We start from the raw sequence: 20555 nt of genomic DNA, 5'->3' as shown, positions 1-20555 counted from the left end.
GCAGCGACTCACAAACGCCAGAACAACTCATGCCTGCGAACCGCCTTGCGGAAAAACTCATTTTCACCGTAGGTCGATCCTGAACGGCCGGCCAACCAACGCTGCAGGTATCGTCGTACACGTCGCTTGAAGGGCGCTGGTGGCTGCAAGTCATGCATCATCCCCAGCGCCATGGCCTTGTCAAACTGCTCGGCCCGGGACAGCGACAAGCACCACGGACGCAAGGCGGCCGTCGCATCGAAGAGTGGTGGCAAGGCAACGCCTGCCCCAGAATCGCCCATCGGCCAACGATCATTGTCATGCAGGTGATTGGCGTAGCCGAGCACGGTGGTCGGCTGCCAGTCCAACCCCTCAAGCGCCTGCATCACCGCCGCCTGGGCGCAGATATGGTCGGGATGCGGGTCCAGTGACGGGTGCGGCAGCACTATCACTTCAGGCCGGGCCTTGAGCAACAAGGCTCGCAGATCCGCCAGCAGGTTGTCCCAGGTCGGCAGGCCGTCCCGGTCGGCAGGCAAGGGGAATGGATTGAACTGGCGGAACAGGCGGATATCGCTCAACTGCGCCTCGCGCGAGGCCACCGGCTGCTGCGGATCGGCCTGCATGGCCGGCAGTTGCAGGCAGAAATACCCCAGTTGCACGCAGTGAGTCTCGGGCACACCCGCCCAGCGAGGCACGGCAATACTGTCCCAGGCCCGCAGGCGGCCCTTGATGCGCGCCGCCTCGACCGGGCTCATGCCCATGGCCTGATAATGTTCGGCCTCGATTTCACCCGCCGTCAGGGTCACGATCCAGGCTTCGTCAGCCTGGCTGTACAAGCCGAAGGCTGCCAGTTCGGCATCATCGGCATGGGGTGCGATCACCATCACCCGCTGACGCCGGTAGTCGGGGTCGCGCCAAGCCAGCAACCGAGGCTGGACCTGAATCCGGCAGAAGCGCCCACGCAGTTGCAGCTCGCCGCGAACCAGGGGACCGGCCAGGCCACTGAGGTTGAGATAGCGCAGGCCATTGACCCCGCGCTCGAACGCCTGGCGATCGGCGCTCGGGCCACCCAGCACTTCAATGGCCGGGTCGAGAAAACGCCCGATCCAGGAGCTCTTGACCTGTACTCCGAGAATCAGGGTTTCATTCGTGCCCAACTCAGGCGCCGAATCGAGCAACAGGCGTCCCGCCTCCAGGCGCACCGCGACCTGCTGGGCTTCATGGCCGAAGTCGTAGCAGTAGTCATCCTTGGGCGAGTAGAACAGGTGATCGGCAAACCAGGCCTCATGAGCCACCCAGCCAAGCACTGCCAACAGCAGCGGCAACCACCAGGCCACCAGTACACCCACCAGCAGCAACAGGACCAGCCCCACCAACAGGACGATTCGTTTGTTGCGCCGGTGGCGCTTGAGCAATTGCTGCTTGCGACTCATGGACGGACTCACACCTGGAAAACCGGCACAGGATTGCACCAACGATCCTTGTATTCACGATCGGCGCGACCGAAGGAAAAGCGCAGCGGCTTGTCCAGGGCCCGGGCCTGCTCCCAGGCGCTCTGGGTATTGAGGAAACTCAGCACACTGCCGGGGCTGAACTCCCGGGTCTCGGGATCGACACCGCCATTGACGTACTCAACGCTGATCCACTGCGGGGCTTCGACCCGGTAGATCAACTGCACGGCAATCGGCGCATCGTTGAGAAAGATCACCGAGCCGATCAGCAGCTCGCGCAGGCGCTCCAATACCTCGGCCATGCGCTCGGCGCCAGTGGCCGGAAAGCCCCAGCGGCGCTGGAACAGATCACAGTAGATCGCCGCCAGCTCGGCACTGGTGAAGTCAGCGACTGCACGCACCACGCCGCCAGCCTCCTCCAGCAGGCGCAGCTCGCGGCGCTGGTTGTAGCGAAACTTCTTCGACAGCTCTTCCGGGGTGCGGGCCATGGCCAATTGTTCGGCTTGCGGCCTGAGGGCGGTGAAGCGCCCTTCGTTGAGCGCGGAAAGGTAACGCCCGCGATGGCGCAGAACGGCCTGGGCATCCGCGGCGGCCGGCAGGATCAGCTCGGCATTGCCGATATCGAACAACCCCTTCTTGCCGGCACGCTTGAGCACGTCCTTGGACAGCGCCAGATCCCGCCCCCAAGTGGCGATGGCCGCCTGCAGCTGGCCGCCCTGTTCCCAGGCCAGATAACGCACGGGAATCTGCGCCAGGTCCGCCAGTTGCTCGACCACCAGCGGGTGAGTCGCCACGCTGCCACCAAAGCGCTGCCAGGCATCGGCATAGGTCGATGCGTCAATGACTGACCAGCCGCGTTCGCGCCAGCCTTGAAATCGATTGAGCATCAGCCCCTCGCGGTCAGATCGGTGACTTGCGGCAAACGCCAGAATACGTCGCGTACGGCACGGTCGGAGAAACGCTCACGCAGGCGATCAAGCATCAATTCGGCGCAGACCCGACGCTGATGATCATCCATCGCGGCCAGGTGCTGCAGGCCTTGCGCCATGTGCTCGACGTCACCCAGCGGAAACAGGATGCCCACGCCCTCGACCACTTCCTTCGCACCACCGCAGGCGGTGGCCAGCAGGGGCACGCCGGCGGCCATGGCTTCCAGCAGGACCATGCCAAAGGGCTCGTGATCGGAACTCAGGGCAAACACATCGAATGCGCGAAAGTAGCGCCGGGCCTGCGGCACCTGCCCGAGGAACAGCACGCGATCGGCGACACCCAGCTCCCGAGCCAGGGATTTCAGCTCCTTCTCCAGGCGGCCGGTGCCCAGGATCGCCAACTGGCTGTGCGGCGGCAGTTGCGGCACGGCGGCGGCAAAACCCCGCAGCAGAGTGGCCTGGTCCTTGTCCGGATGCAGGCGCCCGACATTGCCGACAATCCAGGCTTCAGCGGACAGGCCCAGCTCGCTGCGGGCCTGGGCTGCGCTCAGTTGTTCGGCCTGCAGTGCCTCAAGGTCGATTCGGTTGTACAGGGTCTGAATACGCTGTGCCGGCCATTTCGGCAGGCAGGCACGCATATCGTCACGCACCGCATCCGACACCCCGAGCAGGCTCAGGCGTTTGCGGAACAGCTGGGCGAACAGCTTGCGGCTGCCACGCTTGTAATCGGAAAACGCATGATGGACGCCAATCACCGGCAAGCCCGTGCCCAGCAGGGCAATGTAGATCGGCTTGAAGCGATGGGCGATGCACAAGCTGAAATCGCGCGAGGCGGCGATCTTGCGCAAGTCACGGATCGCGCCCAGCTTCAGGCCACGAATGGCCTTGGAGCTGTACTCCATGAACAGCACTTCATCTGACGCACAGCCCGCAGCGACATCGGCATCGGCGGCCCCGGTCAGAAACACCGTGGTCACCCGATAGCCGCTGCCGGCGAACAGATTGGCGTATTGCCGGGCGCAGTCCAGGAACGGCCCGTCATAGCCGTGACAGAACTGCAGCACATGGCGTTCAGCCGAGCGTGTCATAAGGGTCCACGCCGTCTTTGACCACCAGAATGTCTTCCATGATCAGGTACTGCAGATCGGACCCATAGAACATGTTCAAGGCGTCGGTAGGCGAGCAGATCATCGGCTCGCCGCGGCGGTTCAGCGAGGTGTTCAGCGACACGCCGTTGCCGGTCAGGACTTCCAGGGCCTTCATCATGTCGTAGTAGCGCGGGTTGTATTCGCGCTTGAGCACCTGGGCCCGGGACGTGCCGTCCTCGTGGACCACTTCCGGCACCCGGGTCTTCCACTCTTCAGCCACTTCGAAGGTGAAGGTCATGAACGGCGCCGGGTGGTCGACCTTGATCATTTGCGGACCAACGGTATCCAGCATCGACGGGCAGAAAGGCCTCCAGCGCTCGCGGAACTTGATCTGCTCGTTGATCCGATCGGCCACACCGGTGGCGCTCGGGCAACCGATGATCGAGCGGCCGCCCAGGGCCCGCGGACCGAACTCCATGCGGCCCTGGAACCAGGCCACCGGGTTGCCGTCCACCATGATCTTGGCGATGCGTTCCGGAGTGTTGTCGATCTGCCGCCAGGCCGGTTTGTTCGGGTGGCGGGCACAAGCGGCGATCACGTCTTCGTTGCTGTAGGACGGGCCGAGATAGACGTGTTCCATCTTCTCCACCGGCACCCCACGGGCGTGGGAAACATAGGCCGCGGCACCGACCGCGGTACCGGCGTCGCCAGAAGCCGGCTGTACGAACAGCTCCTTGACCTCGGGACGGGCAATGATCTTCTGGTTGAGCTTGACGTTCAGCGCGCAGCCACCGGCGAAGGCCAGCTTGCCGGTTTCCTTGAGGATGTCGCCCAGGTAGTGGTCGATCATCTGCAGGGCCAGCTTCTCGAACAGTGCCTGCATGCTCGCCGCGTAGTGGATGTACGGCTCGTCGGCGATGTCGCCTTCGCGCTTGGGACCCAGCCACTCGATGAGTTTTGGCGAGAAGTAGAAACCCTTGCCCTTCTCTTTGTAGCGGCGCAGGCCGATGACGTTGGCGTAGTCGGTGTTGATCACCAGCTCGCCGTTTTCAAAGCTGGCCAGACGCGAGAAGTCGTACTTGCTGGCATCGCCATAAGGCGCCATGCCCATGACCTTGAACTCGCCATCGAGCATCTCGAAACCGAGGAACTCGGTGATGGCGCCATAGAGGCCGCCCAGGGAGTCCGGATCGAAGAACTCCTTGATCTTGTGGATCTTGCCGTTCTCGCCGTAGCCGAAGAAGGTGGTGGCGTATTCGCCCTTGCCGTCGATCCCGAGGATCGCGGTCTTCTCCTTGAAGCCCGAGCAGTGGTAGGCACTGGAGGCGTGGGCCAGGTGATGCTCCACCGGCTCGATCTTGACCTTTTTCGGGTCAAAGCCCAGTTGCTCCAGGCACCAGACGATCTTCTTGCGGTAGCGCTTGTAGCGACGGTTGCCCATCAGGATCGCGTCCAGGGCGCGGTCCGGGGCGTACCAGTAACGCTTGGCGTAGTGCCAACGGGCCTTGCCGAACAGGCTGATGGGCGCGAAGGGGATCGCTACCACGTCAACGTCGGAAGGCTTGATACCGGCCTGTTCCAGGCAGAACTTCGCCGACTCGTAGGGCATGCGGTTCTTTGCATGCTTGTCGCGCACGAAACGCTCTTCTTCAGCAGCCGCGATCAGCTTGCCGTCGATATACAGGGCTGCTGAAGGATCATGGCTAAGGGCGCCGGACAGGCCAAGAATCGTCAATGCCACAGGGGTCTAGCCTCGTTTAGTCTGCATGCGGGCGCGATGCGCCTTGAAAATAAAGTGTGCTCGCAAGGGGCGAGAAACAACGAAAGGGCGCGATTATAACTGAAAAGCAGGGGCAAGCCTCTAGCGGCAAGCGGCAAGCCTGGGCGCCACGGCCAGCAGGGCCCGCAGCCGCTGCCGGCAACAGCGGCCATGGGTCGCAGGTCAGGCCTGGGTGGAATGGGCGGTCTTGGGCAAGCGCTGATCAATCACTTGATACAAATGGCTGCTTTCGGGCCAGTTGCGCATGAAGCGCGCGCGATCCCGGGCATAAGCCGGGGCGAAGCTGCTCAGGCTGGCGTGCTGGCACATGGAGTCAAGATCGATCAACGCCCAACGGTCCTCGTGCCAGAACAGATTGTGGCCCTTGAAGTCGCCATGGCTGATGCGTTCCCTGATCAGCTCGGCAAACAGCCGATCCAATGCCAGCAACTCCGACTCCGGCGCTTCGCCGCTGTCCACGAACGGCGCAAAACGCTCGATGATGTCCGGCCCCGGCAGGTATTCGGTGACCAGGTAGGCGCGCCGGCGCAACCAGAAAAAGCGCTGTTCCAGCAGTGCCAGGGGCTTGGGCGTGGCGATACCGAGAAACGCCAGGCGATTGCCTTCGCGCCAGGAGTGCCAGGCCCGGCTCGGGCGCCAGAAACGCTTGAGCCAATGAGCCAAGCCCTTGATGTTGTAGCGCTTGACCACCAGGGTCCGACCCGCCACCGCGACCCGGCCGACGCTGGCCGCTCCGCCGGTCTTGTACAGATGCCCCTGGTCCAGCAAGGCATCGGCCTGCTCCAGCACCGGCAGCATCGTCGCCTCTTCTTCGCGACGGATCGCCCGCAGGGCAAACGGCCCGCGCTGCACGCTGAACAGACTGCAGTCGCGGCCGACCTTGTTGAGAAAATCCCGCAGCCGCCAGCCACGCACCCTGTTCACCTGTTTTTCCAGGGCTTCCAGGGGCAAGGCATGCTCGGCATTGCCGAGCAGGTAGTGCACCAGCAACTCTTCGGTGAAGGGCTCCAGGCTCTTGGGCAACTGGGCGAAGAACACCCCGAGGTTCTCCAGCACCCTGGACCGGGACAGAGGCTTGCCGGCCTCTTCGACGCAAATTCCTGCGCCATCGATCAAATACAACTGGCCGCCATGGCGCAGCAGATTGTCCAGATGCAGGTCCTCTTGCCACAGGCCCTTGGCGTGCAACTGGGCAATCGCCCCGAGCGCCTCGGCCAGTACAGCCGTCTGCTCATCGGCCAGCACCGGCAGGTTCTCTACCCGCTGCCAGGCCTCGCCCAGGCTCTGCGAGTCTTGCAGAAACTCAAAGAGCAGCCAGCCGCCCTCGCCTTCCTGCAAGCCGTCGGCCAGCAGCAGAGGCGTGGTCAGGCCCTGTTGCGCCAACAGGCGCACGCCGTTCAACTCTCGCTGAAAATGCCGCGCGGCCTTGGGGCCCACCAGCAACTTGGCCAGCACCGGGCGGCCTCGCCAGACCCCGGCGCCCACATAGCGCTGCCCCGGTAGCACCCGCAGCAAGCTCAGCAACTGCAGTTGCGCCGGGCCGGCGGCATCCGCCAGCTCCAGGCTCAGGGGCAGGACCGGGCTGCGCCCGCTGTTCTTCAGCTCGGACAAACGCATCAGCGAGATTCCTTATGACTGCTGCGAGCACTGAGACGGGCTAGCCAGGCCTGTACCAGGGAACTGTCTGGAGACTGATCCAGGTACGCCGCCAGCAGCGCACGCACGTCGTCGACGCTCCACACCGAGGCCCGGCGCAGCAAAGGCTCAAGATCCTTGACCCGATCACGCTGCCCGAACAATAGAGGCCGGGTTTTCTCCAGGTCGATCAACTGCGCCTCATAGCCGTCGCCGTGGCTGCGCAGAAAAATATGCTTGGGATAGAAACAGCCATGCACCTGACGCAGGCTGTGCAGCTGCCGGGCCAGTTGCCCGCAAGCCTTGAGCACCGCCTGACGCTGCAGTTCGCCGAGCTCAGCCCAACGCAGCAGCAGCCCATCCAGGTCGTCCCAGCCATCCAGGGCCCGGGTCAGGAGAATCGCCCGGGACTCACCCGCCACCTTGCGCATGCCAAAGAACACCGCCTGCAGGGCCGGAATGCCCAGCAGCTGATAGCGCCGGATATTGCGAAACTCCCGAGCGAAACTCGGCTCGCCGAAAGGCCGGTGCAGGGTACGGGTCAGGTAGTTGGTCTGACGCTTGAGATAGAACCCCTGCCCTTCCACATCCAGGCGAAAGACACTGCTGCTGCCGCCGCGGCTGGTATTGGGCTCATCCACCGCAGCCAATTGCACGGCCCACAACTGGTCAAAAGTGCCGAGGCCGTTACGCTCCAACAGCGCACGCTCCTCGGGCGCCAGGAAATCAGTCATTCACGCCCCTCAAAAAATCTCACCACGTGGCGAATGCGCTCCTTGTCGGAGGCACTCAGCCGGTTGCGCTCGCGGTACTGCAGATAGAAACGCAGGCGCTGAGTGGCCGACAGATGATATTTGGCCACCTTGTCCAGGCAGGCCAGATCCTTGGTGATCCGGTACTTGAGCCAGAATCCACGCCAGAAATCGCCGTTCGGACAGTCGATCAGGTACAGGCGACCCTGATCGTCGACCAGCAAGTTGCGCCATTTCAAATCGTTGTGGGTAAAGCGATGGTCGTGCATGACCCGGGTATGAGTTGCCAGCTGCTGGCTGACGCCATCGACCCAACGCCGGTCCTTGAGCCGTGGATCATTGCGCTCGGCCAGCACCGAAAGATCCTCGGTACGCGGCAACTCGCGGGTGATCATCGCGCCTCGGGAATAGGCCAGGCAGCGCCGCTCCAGACCCCAGGCCACCACATCCGCCGTGGGAATGCCCCACTTGGCGAAGCGCTTGAGGTTCTGCCACTCGAACTTGACCCGGGGCTTGCCCAGGTAGCGCCGCAGGTTCTTGCCGGCGCCGGTGTAGCGCTTGACGTAATAATGAATGCCACCCCGTTCGACGCGAATCACTTCGGACAGCGGATCACGGGTCAGATGCTCGCCCTGCAGGGCGAATACCGCTTCCAGACTGCCGAAATCCTGCGTCAACTCCTGATAGGCGGGGTCCAGATTCCAACTCGCCATCAGAGTGCGTCTCCGTAACGTTGCTTGCGGGCGTAGAGTTTTTCCGCCTTGCCTTCGAGCCAGGACAGCAGCGCCGCTTCCTCGGCCAGAATCTGCCGCAGCGGCTGCTGGAAATAACCCTTGAGGAAGCGCAGCTTGTCGCGGCGCGTCAGACCGATGTCCAGGGCCGAGAAATACAGGGCCGCCAGGTCCTTGTTGCGCCAGCGCAAGGTGATCTTCGGCCGGGTCTGGGCCCGATGCAGATCGATCACCGAAAGCTTGAGGGTTTCTGGGGTGATGGGCCGATCAGTGTGCAGCAGGAAATGACAGATGTAGCAGTCGCGATGGTTGACCCCGGCGCGGTGCATCATGCCGGTCATGCGCGCCACCTCGGCGATCAGCGCCCGCTTGAGGGCCGGCGCCGGAGGCTGCTTGACCCAGTCGATGCTGAAATCTTCCAGGCTGACGGTCGGCGCCAGCTCTTCGGTGACGATGAACGAGTGCTGCTCCGCCGGATTGCTGCCGCGCTCGCCGTAGGCCACCGCGGTCATGGTTGGCACGCCAACCTGATGCAGACGCTCCAGGGCCCGCCACTCCTGACCGGCGCCCAGCACCGGCAACTTGGCGGTGACCAGGTTCTTGACGATTTCGCCCCAACCGATACCACGATGGATCTTCACAAAATAACCGCGGCCAGCGACCTCCGTACGCAAGGTACGGCGCGCTTCCAGCTCACGGTAGACCTGGCCCTCCAGGCCCTCGACAGCATCGAACGCATCGCGTCCGGCCCACAGGCTCTTGAAGGGTTCGGCAAGCATCAACTTCATCGGTGTTGCTCCGCCAGAATCACATCCGCAGCATGCTGCGGCATGCTGTAAAGGTCGGCCGTCTCGGCGAACGCCAGGCCATTACGGCTCCAGGTCGCGCGTGCTGCGTCGTCGGTCAACAGGGTATTGAGGTATTGATTGAGCTGGCTCTGCTCGAACGGCTCATCCAGCACCAGGCCGCTTTCGGCCTCGGCGATGTAATGGGCGTAGCCGCAGACCGCGCTCACCAGCACCGGCAGGCCAGCCACCAGGGCCTCAAGCAGTACGGTGCCGGTGTTTTCGTTGTAGGCCGGATGAATCAGCACATCGGCGCCCAGCAGGAACCGCGGGATATCGCTGCGCCCCTTCATGAACTGCACCTGATCGCTCAAACCCAGCGCCGCACTTTGCACCTGGAATACCTTGGGGTCGTCCTGGCCGATTACAAACAGCCGGGTGCGTTTTTTCAGCGCCGACGGCAATGCCGCCAGCGCCTTGAGACTGCGGTCCACACCTTTGGTCTTGAACCCGGAGCCGATCTGCACCAGCAGCAACTCGTCATCCCGCAAGGCGAACTCGCGACGGAACTCGGTGCGGATCTCGGCGGCATTGGGCGGGGCCCGACGGTCCTGGGCAATGCCCGGCGGCAGCAGGTGGAAGCGCTCCAGCGGGGTGTCGTAGTGCTTGATGAACAGCGGCTGCTGGACCTCGGAGATCATCAGGATCTCGGTCTTGGCATCCCGGGCAAATACCGCCCGCTCGTACTCGGCGAAATGCCGATAGCGACCCCAGCGACGGTACAGGGAATGGCGCAGGTTCTGCGCCTTGTCCTCGAAACAGCCGTCGGCGGCGTAGTACACATCCAACCCCGGCATCTTGTTGAAACCGATCAGTCGATCCACCGGACGCTTGGCCAGGTCGGCGGCCATCCAGGCACTGAGCTTTTCGTTGCGACGATGGTTGAACAAGGCCTTGACCGGCACCACCAGCACTTCGAAGCCGGGAGGCACATCGCCCTCCCAGATCAGGGTGTAGACGCGAATCTGGTGCCCGCGCCGCTGGCACTCCAGGGCAATGCGCATGAAGTCGCGCTGCAGGCCGCCAAAGGGAAAATACTTATAAAGGACAAAAGCCAATTGCATCAGAGCGGCTCCTCAGCCAGTAACAAGGCGCTCAGTCGGCTGGCGACACGCTCGGGGTTCAGGCGAGTGAAGCACAGTGGCCACTCGCGCTTGATGTCATAGCGCTGCTGGTCCACAGCGGAGGGCTGGTAGGTGCATTTTTTCTGCAGGCACGGCGCGCAGGGAAAGTTACTGCCCAGGTGGATCTGGACCTTGCCGTAAGCGCCGGTCAGGCCCGGATTGGTCGGGCCGAACAACGAGATGGTCGGCACATCCAGGGCCGCGGCAAGGTGGCCCAACCCGGTGTCCACGGCCACACAGGCCTGGGCATCGGCCAGCACCTTGGCGACTCCGGCCAGGTTCAGCTTGGGCAGCACCGTGGCATTTTTCAGGCCGTTGGCGATGCGCTCGGCCCGGGCTTTCTCGGCGGCGTTGCCCCAGGGCAGCTTGACCTCGACGCCAAGCATGCCCATGCGCTCGGTCAACTCGCGCCAATAGGCTTCGGGCCAGTGCTTGGTGTCCCAGGTGGTGCCGTGCAGGAACAGCACGAAGGGATTCTTGCGCGGCAGCTCCACCAGCTTTTCGACATTCAGACCGTAGTCGCCCAGGCCCTGCGGCAGGTCGTAGCCCAAGGCCACGGCGAACAGCTGTCGCACCCGCTCCACCGCGTGCTGCCCACGAGCCACGGCCAGGCGCCGCGAATAGAAACGCGACGCCAGGGGCTCACGGGCCGAGTTCTTGTCCAGCCCGGCCACCGGGGCGCGCACGTAGCGAGTCAACCAGGCGCTTTTCAGCAGACCCTGGGCATCGATCACCAGGTCGTACTTGGTCGAGCGCACGCTCTGCTTGAAGCGGCGCCACTCGCCGCTCTTGATGGTCTGCCAGATGTTCTTGCGCCAGCGACGGATCGCCACCGGAATCACCTTGCCGACCGCCGGATGCCAGGTGGGAATCTCGGCAAAGCCTTCTTCCACCACCCAGTCGAACTTGATCCCGGGGATGGCTCGCGCGGCATCGGTCAGCGCCGGCAATGCGTGAATCACATCCCCCAGGGACGAGGTCTTGATCAACAGTACCCGCAACTTATTGAACCTCGACCGGGGAGCCCTGCAAGCGCTGCAAGGCTTCATTCACCGGCTGCGGCAACAACTGGCGCAGGCAGTTGTAATGGCCGAAGCGACAAGTGCGGTCGAAACACGGGCTGCACTCGATGCCCAGGCGCACCACTTCGACCTGATCCGCCAGGGGCGGAGTGAAGCCCGGCGAGGTGGAACCATACACCGCCACCAGCGGACGATTCAGCGCCGCCGCGACGTGCATCAACCCGGAGTCGTTGGACACCACCGAGTCGGCACAGGACAACAGGTCGATGGCCTCGGCCAGGGAGGTTTCGCCGCTGAGATTGGTCGACTCTTCGCGCAGCCCGGGAATCAGTCGCCCGCGAATCTCTTCACCCACGGCATGATCGTTCTTCGAACCGAACAGCCAGACCTGCCAGCCCTCGCGGATCTTCGCCTCAGCCACCTGGGCGTAATGCTCGGATGGCCAGCGCTTGGCCTCGCCGAACTCCGCCCCCGGGCACAGCGCCAGCACCGGGCGATCGAGCACCAGGCCGAACTTGGCCAGGGCCGCCTCGCGGCTTTGCGGATCGATCTGCAGGCTCGGACGCGGATAAGGCCGGGGCAGTTCGGCGCCCGGCTCATGGGCCAGGGCCATGAAGCGCTCGATCATCAGCGGGTGGCGTTCTTTGTCGAGCTTGCGCACATCGTTGAGCAGGCCGTAGCGGAACTCGCCGCGCCAGCCGGTGCGCTTGGGGATACCGGCAAAGAACGGCACCAGGGCCGACTTCAGCGAATTGGGCAGCAGGATCGCCTGGTCGTACTGGCCGGCCAGGGACTTGCCGATCCGCCGGCGGGTAGCCAGTTCCAGGGCGCCGTGGCCCAGGGGAAAGCTCAAGGCCCGACGCACCTGGGGCATGCGCTCCAGGATCGGCCGGCTCCACTCGGGGGCCAGCACGTCGATCTCGCATTGTGGATGACGCTGTTTCAGGCACTCGAAGAGTGTCTGCGCCATCACCATGTCACCGACCCAACTGGGCCCAACGATCAGAATATTCATGTGGTTTCCATAAACGAGCCGGGGAGGCATACGCCTCCCCGCCTCGAGAATCCAGCACCGTGGCCTTCACCGCCGGTTCAGTTTGGGCGAGCCCACAAGGCTCGCCGAAATAGGAGTGACCCTGTCAGGCCGCTTAGCTTAGCCCCAGCTCGCGCCAAATCCGTAACACTTCCCGTCGTTCGGTCACGAATTGATCACCAGCAATGATTCCGGCCTCATTCTGCAATGCCTGTCGGTGAGCCGCGGAACGATAGGCCTTGTAGACCTCGCGCAGCAGACTGGCATCGCTCGCCGGCATCAGGCCGACCTGCTCCAGACCTTCCAGAATGCGGATGTTATCGGTGTAGCGCAGCAATGACGGGTGCTCTTCGGACCACGCCAGGGCCGCGTATTGCACCATAAATTCGATATCGACGATACCTCCGGCGTCCTGCTTGAGGTCGAACGGCGCCGTGGCTTCGAAGGCGTTGGCCGCCGTTCCGGCGGCGGTCAGGCGACTGCCCAGGTTGTCGCGCATCTTGGCCCGCATCTCGCTGACTTCCTGGCGCAAGGTCGGCAGGTCGCGCTTTTTGCCCAGCACCACGGCCCGGACCTGTTCAAAGGCCTGCCCCACATCCTGGCTGCCCACCAGCACCCGGGCCCGGACCAGCGCCTGATGTTCCCAGGTCCAGGCTTCGTTTTCCTGATAGCGGGCAAAGGCTCCCAGGGAGCTGACCAGCAGCCCCGACGCGCCGGACGGCCGCAGGCGCATATCCACTTCGTACAGCTGGCCGGAGTTGGTCTGGGTGGTCAGCAGATGGATGATGCGCTGTCCCAGCCGGGTGAAGAACTGTGCGCCATCGATGGGTTTGGGTCCGTCGGTTTCCGCCTGGGGGTCGCCATCATGGATGAACACCAGGTCCAGGTCGGAGCCATGGCCCAGCTCAATGCCGCCGACCTTACCGTAGCCGACGATGATGAAACCCGGGTCACACAAGGTGCCATCGCTGCGCTGTGGCGCACCGTACTTGGCCACGGTCTGGCGCCAGGCCAGGGCCAGCACCTGCTCCAGAATCGCCTCGGCGAGCCAGGTCAGGTAATCGCTGACCTTCATTAAAGGCAGGCTGCCGGCGATCTCCGAGGCGGCCACCCGCAGTCGGTGGGCCAGCTTGAAGTGGCGCAGAGCCTCCATCTGCTGTTCCAGGTCGTCCTCGGGAATCCGCGTCAGGCGCTCGCGCAGCTCGGCCGCCAGTTCCGGCGCCAGGGGCGGCTTGAACAGGCGCCCTTCATTGAGCAATTCATCCAGCAGCAGCGGAAAGCGGGTGATCTGCTCGGCAATCCAGGGGCTCGCCGCACACAAGGTCAGCAGGCGACGCAGAGCGCCCGGGTTTTCGGTGAGCAGCACCAGATAGGCCGAACGCCGGGCTACCGCCTCGACCAATGGCAGCACCCGCTCCAGCACCAGATCCGGATTGGCGTGCTCCACGGCCTGGGCCAGCAAGCGTGGAATAAAGGCATCCAGGCGCTCGCGCCCCAGACGCTGCATTGCCCGCAGCTGCGGGCTGCCACGCAAACTGGCCAGGGCTCGCAGGGCCTTGGGCGCATCGACAAAGCCGCCCTCCTGCAACTGTCGGCAGGCGGCCTCTTCGTCCTGTGCCTCCTCCCACAGCGGCAGCCACTCGCCGCCCACCACCACTTCGTTTTCCGCGCCGTCATCTTCATCGGGATCGGCAATCACCTGGCGGAAGTGCCATTCCACACGCCCGCGCCAGTACATCAACTGTTCATGGAAGGCGCTCCAGTCGGCAAAGCCGAGCATGAAGGCGATTCGCGCCTGGTCCTGGGGATTGTCCGGAAGCATCTGCGTCTGGCGATCGGCAATGGCCTGGATCGCGTGCTCGGTGTAACGCAGGAACTCGTAGCCCTCGCGCAGCTCGCTGATCACCGCCGCCGGCAAATAGCCCTGCCCCTCCAGCGTGCCCAGCACCTTTAATAAAGGACGCTGCTGCAAGCTCAGGTCGCGACCGCCGTGAATCAGCTGGAAGGCCTGGGCAATGAACTCGACTTCACGAATGCCTCCCGAACCCAGCTTGATGTTGTCGGCCATGCCCTTGCGCCGCACCTCCTGCTGGATCAGCTGCTTCATGGTGCGCAGCGCCTCGATGGCGGAGAAGTCCAGGTAACGGCGATAGACGAAGGGCCGCAGCATCTCCAGCAATTGCGCCCCGGCCACCTGATCCCCCGCGACCACCCGGGCCTTGATCATGGCGTAGCGCTCCCAGTCACGCCCCTGATCCTGGTAGTACTGCTCCAGGGCATTGAAGCTCAGCACCAGGGCCCCGGCGGAACCGTAGGGCCGCAGGCGCATGTCGACGCGGAACACGAAACCGTCGACGGTCATCGGGTCCAGGGCCTTGATCAGGCGCTGGCCCAGGCGAATGAAGAACTCCTGGTTATCCAGGGCACGCTTGACCCCCACCGTCTCGCCGCCTTCGGGGTAGGCGAAGATCAGGTCGATGTCCGACGACAGGTTGAGTTCCACCGCCCCCAGCTTGCCCATGCCAAGAATGACCATCTGCTGCGGCTCGCCGCTGCGCCCGCCGGTGGGCACGCCAAATTGCTGGGTATGACGCAGGTACAACCATTGATAAGCCTGGTCGATGCAGGCGTCGGCCAGGTCGGAAAGGTCGCGGCAGGTCTGCACCAGATCCGCCCGGCGGGTCAGATCGCGCCAAATGATCCGCACCTGCTGCCGGGTACGCTGGCGCCGCAGCACACGCCCTAGTTGATCGTCGTTCTCGGCGGTGTGCACGGCTGCGGCAATCTGCGCGCACAGTTCTCCGGGCGCGAAACCTCGATCGAGTTCGCCGCTGCGCACCAGTTCCAGCAACATCAAAGGGTCACGCAGACTCTGTTCAATGACGAAGTCGCTGGCGGCACCGACCCGGGCAAACTCGGCCCAGCGCTCGGCAGTCCAATCCGCGACTCCGGGGCTGTCTTCCAGGGCCGCCACCGCAGCGCGGAACGACTGCTCTGCACGGCTGACCAATGGCAGAAGAATCGCGGGAACGGGGGCAAGCTCGGGCAGACTCATGGGCTATCCTTGATCGGCGTGGAAACGGCAGGCGGAGAGGGATATCGAGGGCAAGCAGCCTGATGGACTGTCGAACAAAAGTTAGAAATAGCTGAAAATAGGTTTTTTTTGGCAGCCGGCATTAATTTTTTACCTATTCCCGTTAGTCACCGACCAACAGTAACGATTATTCTCACAACGCAGCAGGAGGCCATAAGCCGCTCTTCTGTAGTTTTACTACTCGTATATACATTCGAAAGGCTGAAATGGCCGACGATTTGTAGTAAAACTACACGCCGCCGGATCAACCTCCGGCAATCCAAGAATTTATAATCGTCTGCCCACAAGGCCAGTCGCAAACTCAGGCAACCGATTCTGGAAGCCTTTCCGCCCTGGAGCAAGCCATGCAAGACCTCGATCCCGTCGAAACCCAGGAATGGCTGGACGCCCTGGAATCGGTTCTCGACAAAGAAGGCGAAGACCGTGCTCACTATCTGATGACCCGTATGGGCGAACTCGCGACCCGCAGCGGCTCGCAACTGCCCTACGCCATCACCACGCCGTACCGCAACACGATTCCCGTCACCCACGAAGCACGCATGCCTGGCGACCTGTTCATGGAACGCCGCATTCGCTCGCTGGTACGTTGGAACGCGTTGGCCATGGTCATGCGTACGAACCTGAAAGATTCTGACCTGGGCGGTCACATCTCCAGCTTCGCCTCCAGCGCCACCCTGTATGACATCGGCTTCAACTACTTCTTCCAGGCCCCGACCGACGAACACGGCGGCGACCTGATCTACTTCCAGGGTCACGCATCGCCAGGCGTCTACGCCCGTGCGTTCATGGAAGGCCGCATCACCGAAGAGCAAATGAACAACTTCCGCCAGGAAGTGGATGGCAACGGCCTGTCGTCCTATCCACACCCTTGGCTGATGCCTGATTTCTGGCAGTTCCCCACCGTTTCCATGGGTCTGGGTCCGATCCAGGCGATCTACCAGGCGCGCTTCATGAAGTACCTGGAAGCCCGCGGCTTCATCCCGGCCGGCAAGCAGAAAGTCTGGTGCTTCATGGGCGACGGCGAGTGCGACGAGCCGGAATCCCTGGGCGCGATCTCCCTGGCCGGCCGCGAGAAGCTGGACAACCTGATCTTCGTCATCAACTGCAACCTGCAGCGCCTCGACGGCCCGGTTCGCGGCAACGGCAAGATCATCCAGGAACTCGAAGGCGTGTTCCGTGGTGCCCAGTGGAACGTCAACAAGGTGGTCTGGGGCCGTTTCTGGGACCCACTGCTGGCCAAGGACGTCGACGGCATCCTGCAACGCCGCATGGACGAAGTCATCGACGGCGAGTACCAGAACTACAAGGCCAAGGACGGCGCGTTCGTCCGTGAGCACTTCTTCAACACCCCTGAACTCAAGGCGATGGTTGCCGATCTGTCCGACGACGAGATCTGGAAACTCAACCGTGGCGGCCACGACCCGTACAAGGTCTATGCGGCCTACCACGAGGCGGTCAACCACAAAGAGCAGCCGACCGTCATCCTGGCCAAGACCATCAAGGGTTATGGCACCGGCGCCGGCGAAGCGAAGAACACCGCGCACAACACCAAGAAAGTCGACGTTGAAAGCCTGCGGCTGTTCCGCGACCGCTTCGACATTCCGGTGAAAGACGACGACATCGAAAACCTGCCGTTCTTCAAGCCTGAAGAAGGCAGCGCCGAAGCCCGCTACCTGAGCGAGCGTCGTGCTGCGCTGGGCGGTTTCGTGCCTCAGCGTCGCGCCAAGAGCTTCAGCATCCCGACGCCGCCACTGGATACCCTCAAGGCCATCCTCGACGGTTCCGGCGATCGCGAAATCTCCACCACCATGGCCTTCGTGCGGATCCTCGCGCAGCTGGTCAAGGACAAGGAAATTGGCCAGCGCATCGTGCCGATCATCCCGGACGAAGCCCGTACCTTCGGCATGGAAGGCATGTTCCGTCAGTTGGGCATCTACTCCTCCGTCGGCCAGCTCTACGAGCCAGTCGATAAAGACCAGGTGATGTTCTACCGCGAAGACAAGAAGGGCCAGATCCTCGAAGAAGGCATCAACGAAGCGGGCGCCATGAGCTCCTTCATCGCCGCCGGTACTTCGTACTCCAGCCACAACCAGCCGATGCTGCCGTTCTACATCTTCTACTCGATGTTCGGCTTCCAGCGCATTGGCGACCTGGCCTGGGCTGCCGGCGACAGCCGTACCCGCGGCTTCCTGATCGGCGGCACCGCCGGCCGTACCACCCTCAACGGTGAAGGCCTGCAGCACGAAGACGGTCACAGCCACATGCTGGCCGGGACCATCCCGAACTGCCGCACCTATGATCCGACCTACGGCTACGAGCTGGCGGTGATCATCCAGGACGGCATGAAGAAGATGACCGAAGAGCAACAGGACGTCTTCTACTACATCACCGTGATGAACGAGTCCTACCAGCAGCCAGCCATGCCGGCCGGTGTCGAGGAAGGCATCATCAAGGGCATGTACCTGCTGGAAGAAGACACCCGCGAAGCCGCGCACCACGTGCAACTGATGGGCTCCGGCACCATCCTGCGCGAAGTCCGCGAAGCCGCGAAGATCCTGCGTGACGAGTTCAACGTCGCTGCCGACGTGTGGAGCGTGACCAGCTTCAACGAACTGCGTCGCGATGGCCTGGCCGTAGAGCGCAGCAACCGTCTGCACCCTGGCCAGAAGCCTAAGCTGAGCTACGTCGAAGAGTGCCTGAACGGCCGTAAGGGTCCGGTCATTGCCTCTACCGACTACATGAAGCTGTTCGCCGAACAGATCCGCCAGTGGGTCCCTTCCAAGGAATTCAAAGTCCTGGGCACCGACGGTTTCGGCCGCAGCGACAGCCGCAAGAAACTGCGTCACTTCTTCGAAGTAGACCGTCATTTCGTGGTGTTGGCAGCCCTGGAAGCCTTGGCTGACCGTGGTGACATCGAACCCAAGGTCGTGGCTGAAGCCATCACCAAGTTCGGTATCAACCCGGAAAAACGCAACCCACTGGACTGCTGAGGAGACTTTCTGTGAGCGAACTCATTCGCGTACCTGACATCGGCAGCGGTGAAGGTGAAGTAATCGAACTGATGGTCAAGGTCGGCGATCGCATCGAAGCCGACCAGAGCATCCTGACCCTGGAGTCGGACAAGGCCAGCATGGAAATCCCTGCACCCAAGTCCGGCGTGGTCAAAAGCCTGAAAGTGAAGCTGGGCGACCGCCTGAAAGAAGGCGACGAACTGCTGGAACTGGAAGTCGAGGGTGCCGCCGCAGCGGCCCCTGCACCTGCCGCCGCTGCACCAGCACCCGCACAAGCAGCGCCAGCACCGGCTGCCGCGCCTGCCGCTGCCTCGGTGCAACAGGTTCACGTGCCGGACATCGGTTCGTCGGGCAAGGCCCAGATCATCGAGATCCAGGTCAAGGTCGGCGACACCGTCGAGGCTGATCAATCGCTGATCACTCTGGAATCCGACAAGGCCAGCATGGAAATCCCATCGCCGGCTGCCGGCGTGGTCGAGAGCATCAGCGTCAAGCTCAACGACGAAGTCGGCACGGGCGACCTGATCCTGGCCCTGAAAGTGGCCGGTGCCTCGGCGCCTGCCGCTGCCGCCCCGTCCCAGGCCGCAGCTCCGGCCGCCGCACCTGCGCCAGCCGCTGCACCCGCCGCCCCGGTGGCCGACAGCGTGCAGGACATCCACGTTCCGGATATCGGCTCGGCCGGCAAGGCCAAGATCATCGAAGTGCTGGTCAAGGCCGGCGACAGCGTGGTTGCCGACCAATCACTGATCACCCTCGAATCCGACAAAGCCAGCATGGAAATCCCATCGCCAGCCGCCGGCATCGTGGAAAGCGTATCGATCAAGCTGGACGACGAAGTCGGCACCGGCGACCTGATCCTCAAGCTCAAGGTCAAGGGCGCCGCTCCGGCAGCCGCTCCGGCACCTGCCGCCGCCCCTGCCCCGGCGAAAGCTGAAGCTGCTCCTGCCGCCGCTGCGCCTGCGCCTGCAGCTGCGGTTGCCGCGCCAGCCAAGCCAGGCGCGAAAGTTCACGCCGGCCCGGCTGTACGCCAACTGGCCCGTGAATTCGGTGTCGAGCTGAACGCCGTGAGCCCAAGCGGCCCACACGGTCGCATCCTCAAGGAAGACGTCCAGGTCTACGTCAAGGCCATGATGCAGAAGGCCAAGGAAGCACCGGCTGCCGGCGCAACCGGTGGCGCGGGCATTCCGCCGATCCCGGTCGTGGACTTCAGCCGCTTCGGTGAAATCGAAGAAGTGCCGATGACCCGCCTGATGCAAGCCGGTGCCGCCAACCTGCACCGCAGCTGGCTGAACGTGCCGCACGTGACGCAGTTCGACTCGGCGGATATCACCGAGCTGGAAGCCTTCCGCGTTGCCCAGAAGGCCGTGGCCGAGAAGGCCGGCGTCAAGCTGACCATCCTGCCGTTGCTGCTCAAGTCCTGCGCGCACCTGCTCAAGGAACTGCCTGACTTCAACAGCTCCCTGGCACCAAGTGGCAAGGCGATCATCCGCAAGAAGTACGTGAACATCGGCTTTGCCGTGGACACCCCGGATGGCCTGCTGGTGCCGGTGATCAAGAACGTCGACCAGAAGAGCCTGCTGCAACTGGCCGCCGAGGCTGCTTCCCTGGCCGAAAAAGCCCGGACCAAGAAGCTCTCCGCGGACGAGATGCAAGGCGCCTGCTTCACCATCTCCAGCCTCGGGCACATTGGCGGCACCGGCTTCACGCCGATCGTCAACGCGCCGGAAGTGGCGATCCTCGGCGTTTCCAAGGCCACCATCCAGCCGGTCTGGGACGGTAAGGCCTTCCAGCCGAAGCTGATGCTGCCGCTGTCCCTGTCCTACGATCACCGAGTGATCAACGGCGCGGCCGCCGCACGCTTCACCAAGCGTCTGAGCGACCTGCTGGCGGACATCCGCACCATTCTGCTGTAACCCGCGAACCGGCCCCCCCCGACATGGGTGGGCCGGCAACGCACGCTTTCCGAGCGCCACGCTCGTACCTCAACCCCGTCAACTTGGCGGGGCTTTTTTTGCCGGAAAAACGTCGCCAATCGCCCGTCATTTCATGAGGCAAAGCCCCAGAAAAGTAACTTTGCAGAA

Annotated in this window: 14 protein-coding genes; 2 read left to right on the top strand and 12 right to left on the bottom strand. The window is 63.2% G+C overall.

Going from position 1 to position 20555, the window contains the following annotated elements:
- Window positions 1-8: 8 nt before the first annotated feature.
- The 12 genes from BLV47_RS25985 to glnE form a co-directional block, all read right to left on the bottom strand.
- Window positions 9-1412: a PIG-L deacetylase family protein gene (locus tag BLV47_RS25985; RefSeq protein ID WP_092319011.1), complete on the bottom strand. Its 1404-nt coding sequence runs from the start codon at window positions 1410-1412 to the stop codon at window positions 9-11.
- 8 nt (window positions 1413-1420) lie between these two features.
- A complete protein-coding gene (locus BLV47_RS25980; protein WP_092319009.1) occupies window positions 1421-2317 on the bottom strand; it encodes an antimicrobial resistance protein Mig-14 in 897 nt (298 codons plus the stop codon).
- On the bottom strand, window positions 2317-3447 hold the full coding sequence (locus tag BLV47_RS25975) for a glycosyltransferase (RefSeq protein ID WP_092319007.1): 1131 nt from the start codon (window positions 3445-3447) through the stop codon (window positions 2317-2319). The genes BLV47_RS25980 and BLV47_RS25975 overlap by 1 nt, the downstream gene beginning before the upstream one ends.
- Window positions 3431-5188, bottom strand: a complete 1758-nt coding sequence (locus BLV47_RS25970) for a carbamoyltransferase family protein (RefSeq protein ID WP_016968301.1) — start codon at window positions 5186-5188, stop codon at window positions 3431-3433. Before BLV47_RS25970 ends, BLV47_RS25975 begins: the two co-directional genes overlap by 17 nt.
- Window positions 5189-5389: 201 nt before the next feature.
- Entirely contained in the window at window positions 5390-6844 is a 1455-nt protein-coding gene (locus BLV47_RS25965; RefSeq protein WP_092319005.1) for a lipopolysaccharide kinase InaA family protein, read from the bottom strand.
- On the bottom strand, window positions 6844-7596 hold the full coding sequence (locus tag BLV47_RS25960) for a lipopolysaccharide kinase InaA family protein (RefSeq protein ID WP_092319003.1): 753 nt from the start codon (window positions 7594-7596) through the stop codon (window positions 6844-6846). The genes BLV47_RS25965 and BLV47_RS25960 overlap by 1 nt, the downstream gene beginning before the upstream one ends.
- On the bottom strand, window positions 7593-8327 hold the full coding sequence (locus tag BLV47_RS25955) for a lipopolysaccharide kinase InaA family protein (protein ID WP_092319001.1): 735 nt from the start codon (window positions 8325-8327) through the stop codon (window positions 7593-7595). The genes BLV47_RS25960 and BLV47_RS25955 overlap by 4 nt, the downstream gene beginning before the upstream one ends.
- Window positions 8327-9133, bottom strand: a complete 807-nt coding sequence (gene rfaP, locus BLV47_RS25950; RefSeq protein ID WP_092318999.1) for a lipopolysaccharide core heptose(I) kinase RfaP — start codon at window positions 9131-9133, stop codon at window positions 8327-8329. Before rfaP ends, BLV47_RS25955 begins: the two co-directional genes overlap by 1 nt.
- Window positions 9130-10254: a glycosyltransferase family 4 protein gene (locus BLV47_RS25945; protein WP_092318997.1), complete on the bottom strand. Its 1125-nt coding sequence runs from the start codon at window positions 10252-10254 to the stop codon at window positions 9130-9132. Before BLV47_RS25945 ends, rfaP begins: the two co-directional genes overlap by 4 nt.
- Complete coding sequence (gene waaC, locus BLV47_RS25940) at window positions 10254-11315, bottom strand: lipopolysaccharide heptosyltransferase I (protein WP_092318995.1); 1062 nt, start codon at window positions 11313-11315, stop codon at window positions 10254-10256. Before waaC ends, BLV47_RS25945 begins: the two co-directional genes overlap by 1 nt.
- A 1-nt stretch (window position 11316) precedes the next feature.
- The gene (waaF, locus tag BLV47_RS25935; protein ID WP_092318993.1) at window positions 11317-12351 is read right to left on the bottom strand and encodes a lipopolysaccharide heptosyltransferase II; all 1035 of its coding nucleotides are present in this window, start codon (window positions 12349-12351) and stop codon (window positions 11317-11319) included.
- A 133-nt stretch (window positions 12352-12484) separates the two neighbouring features.
- Complete coding sequence (gene glnE / locus BLV47_RS25930) at window positions 12485-15424, bottom strand: bifunctional [glutamate--ammonia ligase]-adenylyl-L-tyrosine phosphorylase/[glutamate--ammonia-ligase] adenylyltransferase (RefSeq protein WP_092318991.1); 2940 nt, start codon at window positions 15422-15424, stop codon at window positions 12485-12487.
- A 383-nt stretch (window positions 15425-15807) separates the two neighbouring features.
- Between glnE and aceE the strand changes: the two genes are divergently transcribed.
- Window positions 15808-18453 (top strand): pyruvate dehydrogenase (acetyl-transferring), homodimeric type, encoded by a 2646-nt coding sequence (gene aceE / locus BLV47_RS25925; RefSeq protein WP_092318989.1) that lies wholly within the window; start codon window positions 15808-15810, stop codon window positions 18451-18453.
- A gap of 11 nt (window positions 18454-18464) precedes the next feature.
- On the top strand, window positions 18465-20387 hold the full coding sequence (aceF, locus tag BLV47_RS25920; RefSeq protein WP_092318987.1) for a dihydrolipoyllysine-residue acetyltransferase: 1923 nt from the start codon (window positions 18465-18467) through the stop codon (window positions 20385-20387).
- Window positions 20388-20555 lie beyond the last annotated feature (168 nt).

Origin of the sequence: Pseudomonas saponiphila (genome assembly GCF_900105185.1) — a bacterium.
Lineage (GTDB): Bacteria > Pseudomonadota > Gammaproteobacteria > Pseudomonadales > Pseudomonadaceae > Aquipseudomonas > Aquipseudomonas saponiphila.
The sequence above is the reverse complement of the archived record's forward strand: the minus strand, read 5'-3'. Positions and strand labels throughout refer to the sequence as shown.

Bases quoted from the DNA above. Each gene is read 5' to 3' on its own strand.
- BLV47_RS25985 (WP_092319011.1), bottom strand. From the start codon at position 1,412: ATGAGTCGCAAGCAGCAATTGCTCAAGCGCCACCGGCGCAACAAACGA.
- BLV47_RS25980 (WP_092319009.1), bottom strand. From the start codon at position 2,317: ATGCTCAATCGATTTCAAGGCTGGCGCGAACGCGGCTGGTCAGTCATT.
- BLV47_RS25975 (WP_092319007.1), bottom strand. From the start codon at position 3,447: ATGACACGCTCGGCTGAACGCCATGTGCTGCAGTTCTGTCACGGCTAT.
- BLV47_RS25965 (WP_092319005.1), bottom strand. From the start codon at position 6,844: ATGCGTTTGTCCGAGCTGAAGAACAGCGGGCGCAGCCCGGTCCTGCCC.
- BLV47_RS25960 (WP_092319003.1), bottom strand. From the start codon at position 7,596: ATGACTGATTTCCTGGCGCCCGAGGAGCGTGCGCTGTTGGAGCGTAAC.
- BLV47_RS25955 (WP_092319001.1), bottom strand. From the start codon at position 8,327: ATGGCGAGTTGGAATCTGGACCCCGCCTATCAGGAGTTGACGCAGGAT.
- rfaP (WP_092318999.1), bottom strand. From the start codon at position 9,133: ATGAAGTTGATGCTTGCCGAACCCTTCAAGAGCCTGTGGGCCGGACGC.
- BLV47_RS25945 (WP_092318997.1), bottom strand. From the start codon at position 10,254: ATGCAATTGGCTTTTGTCCTTTATAAGTATTTTCCCTTTGGCGGCCTG.
- waaF (WP_092318993.1), bottom strand. From the start codon at position 12,351: ATGAATATTCTGATCGTTGGGCCCAGTTGGGTCGGTGACATGGTGATG.
- glnE (WP_092318991.1), bottom strand. From the start codon at position 15,424: ATGAGTCTGCCCGAGCTTGCCCCCGTTCCCGCGATTCTTCTGCCATTG.
- aceE (WP_092318989.1), top strand. From the start codon at position 15,808: ATGCAAGACCTCGATCCCGTCGAAACCCAGGAATGGCTGGACGCCCTG.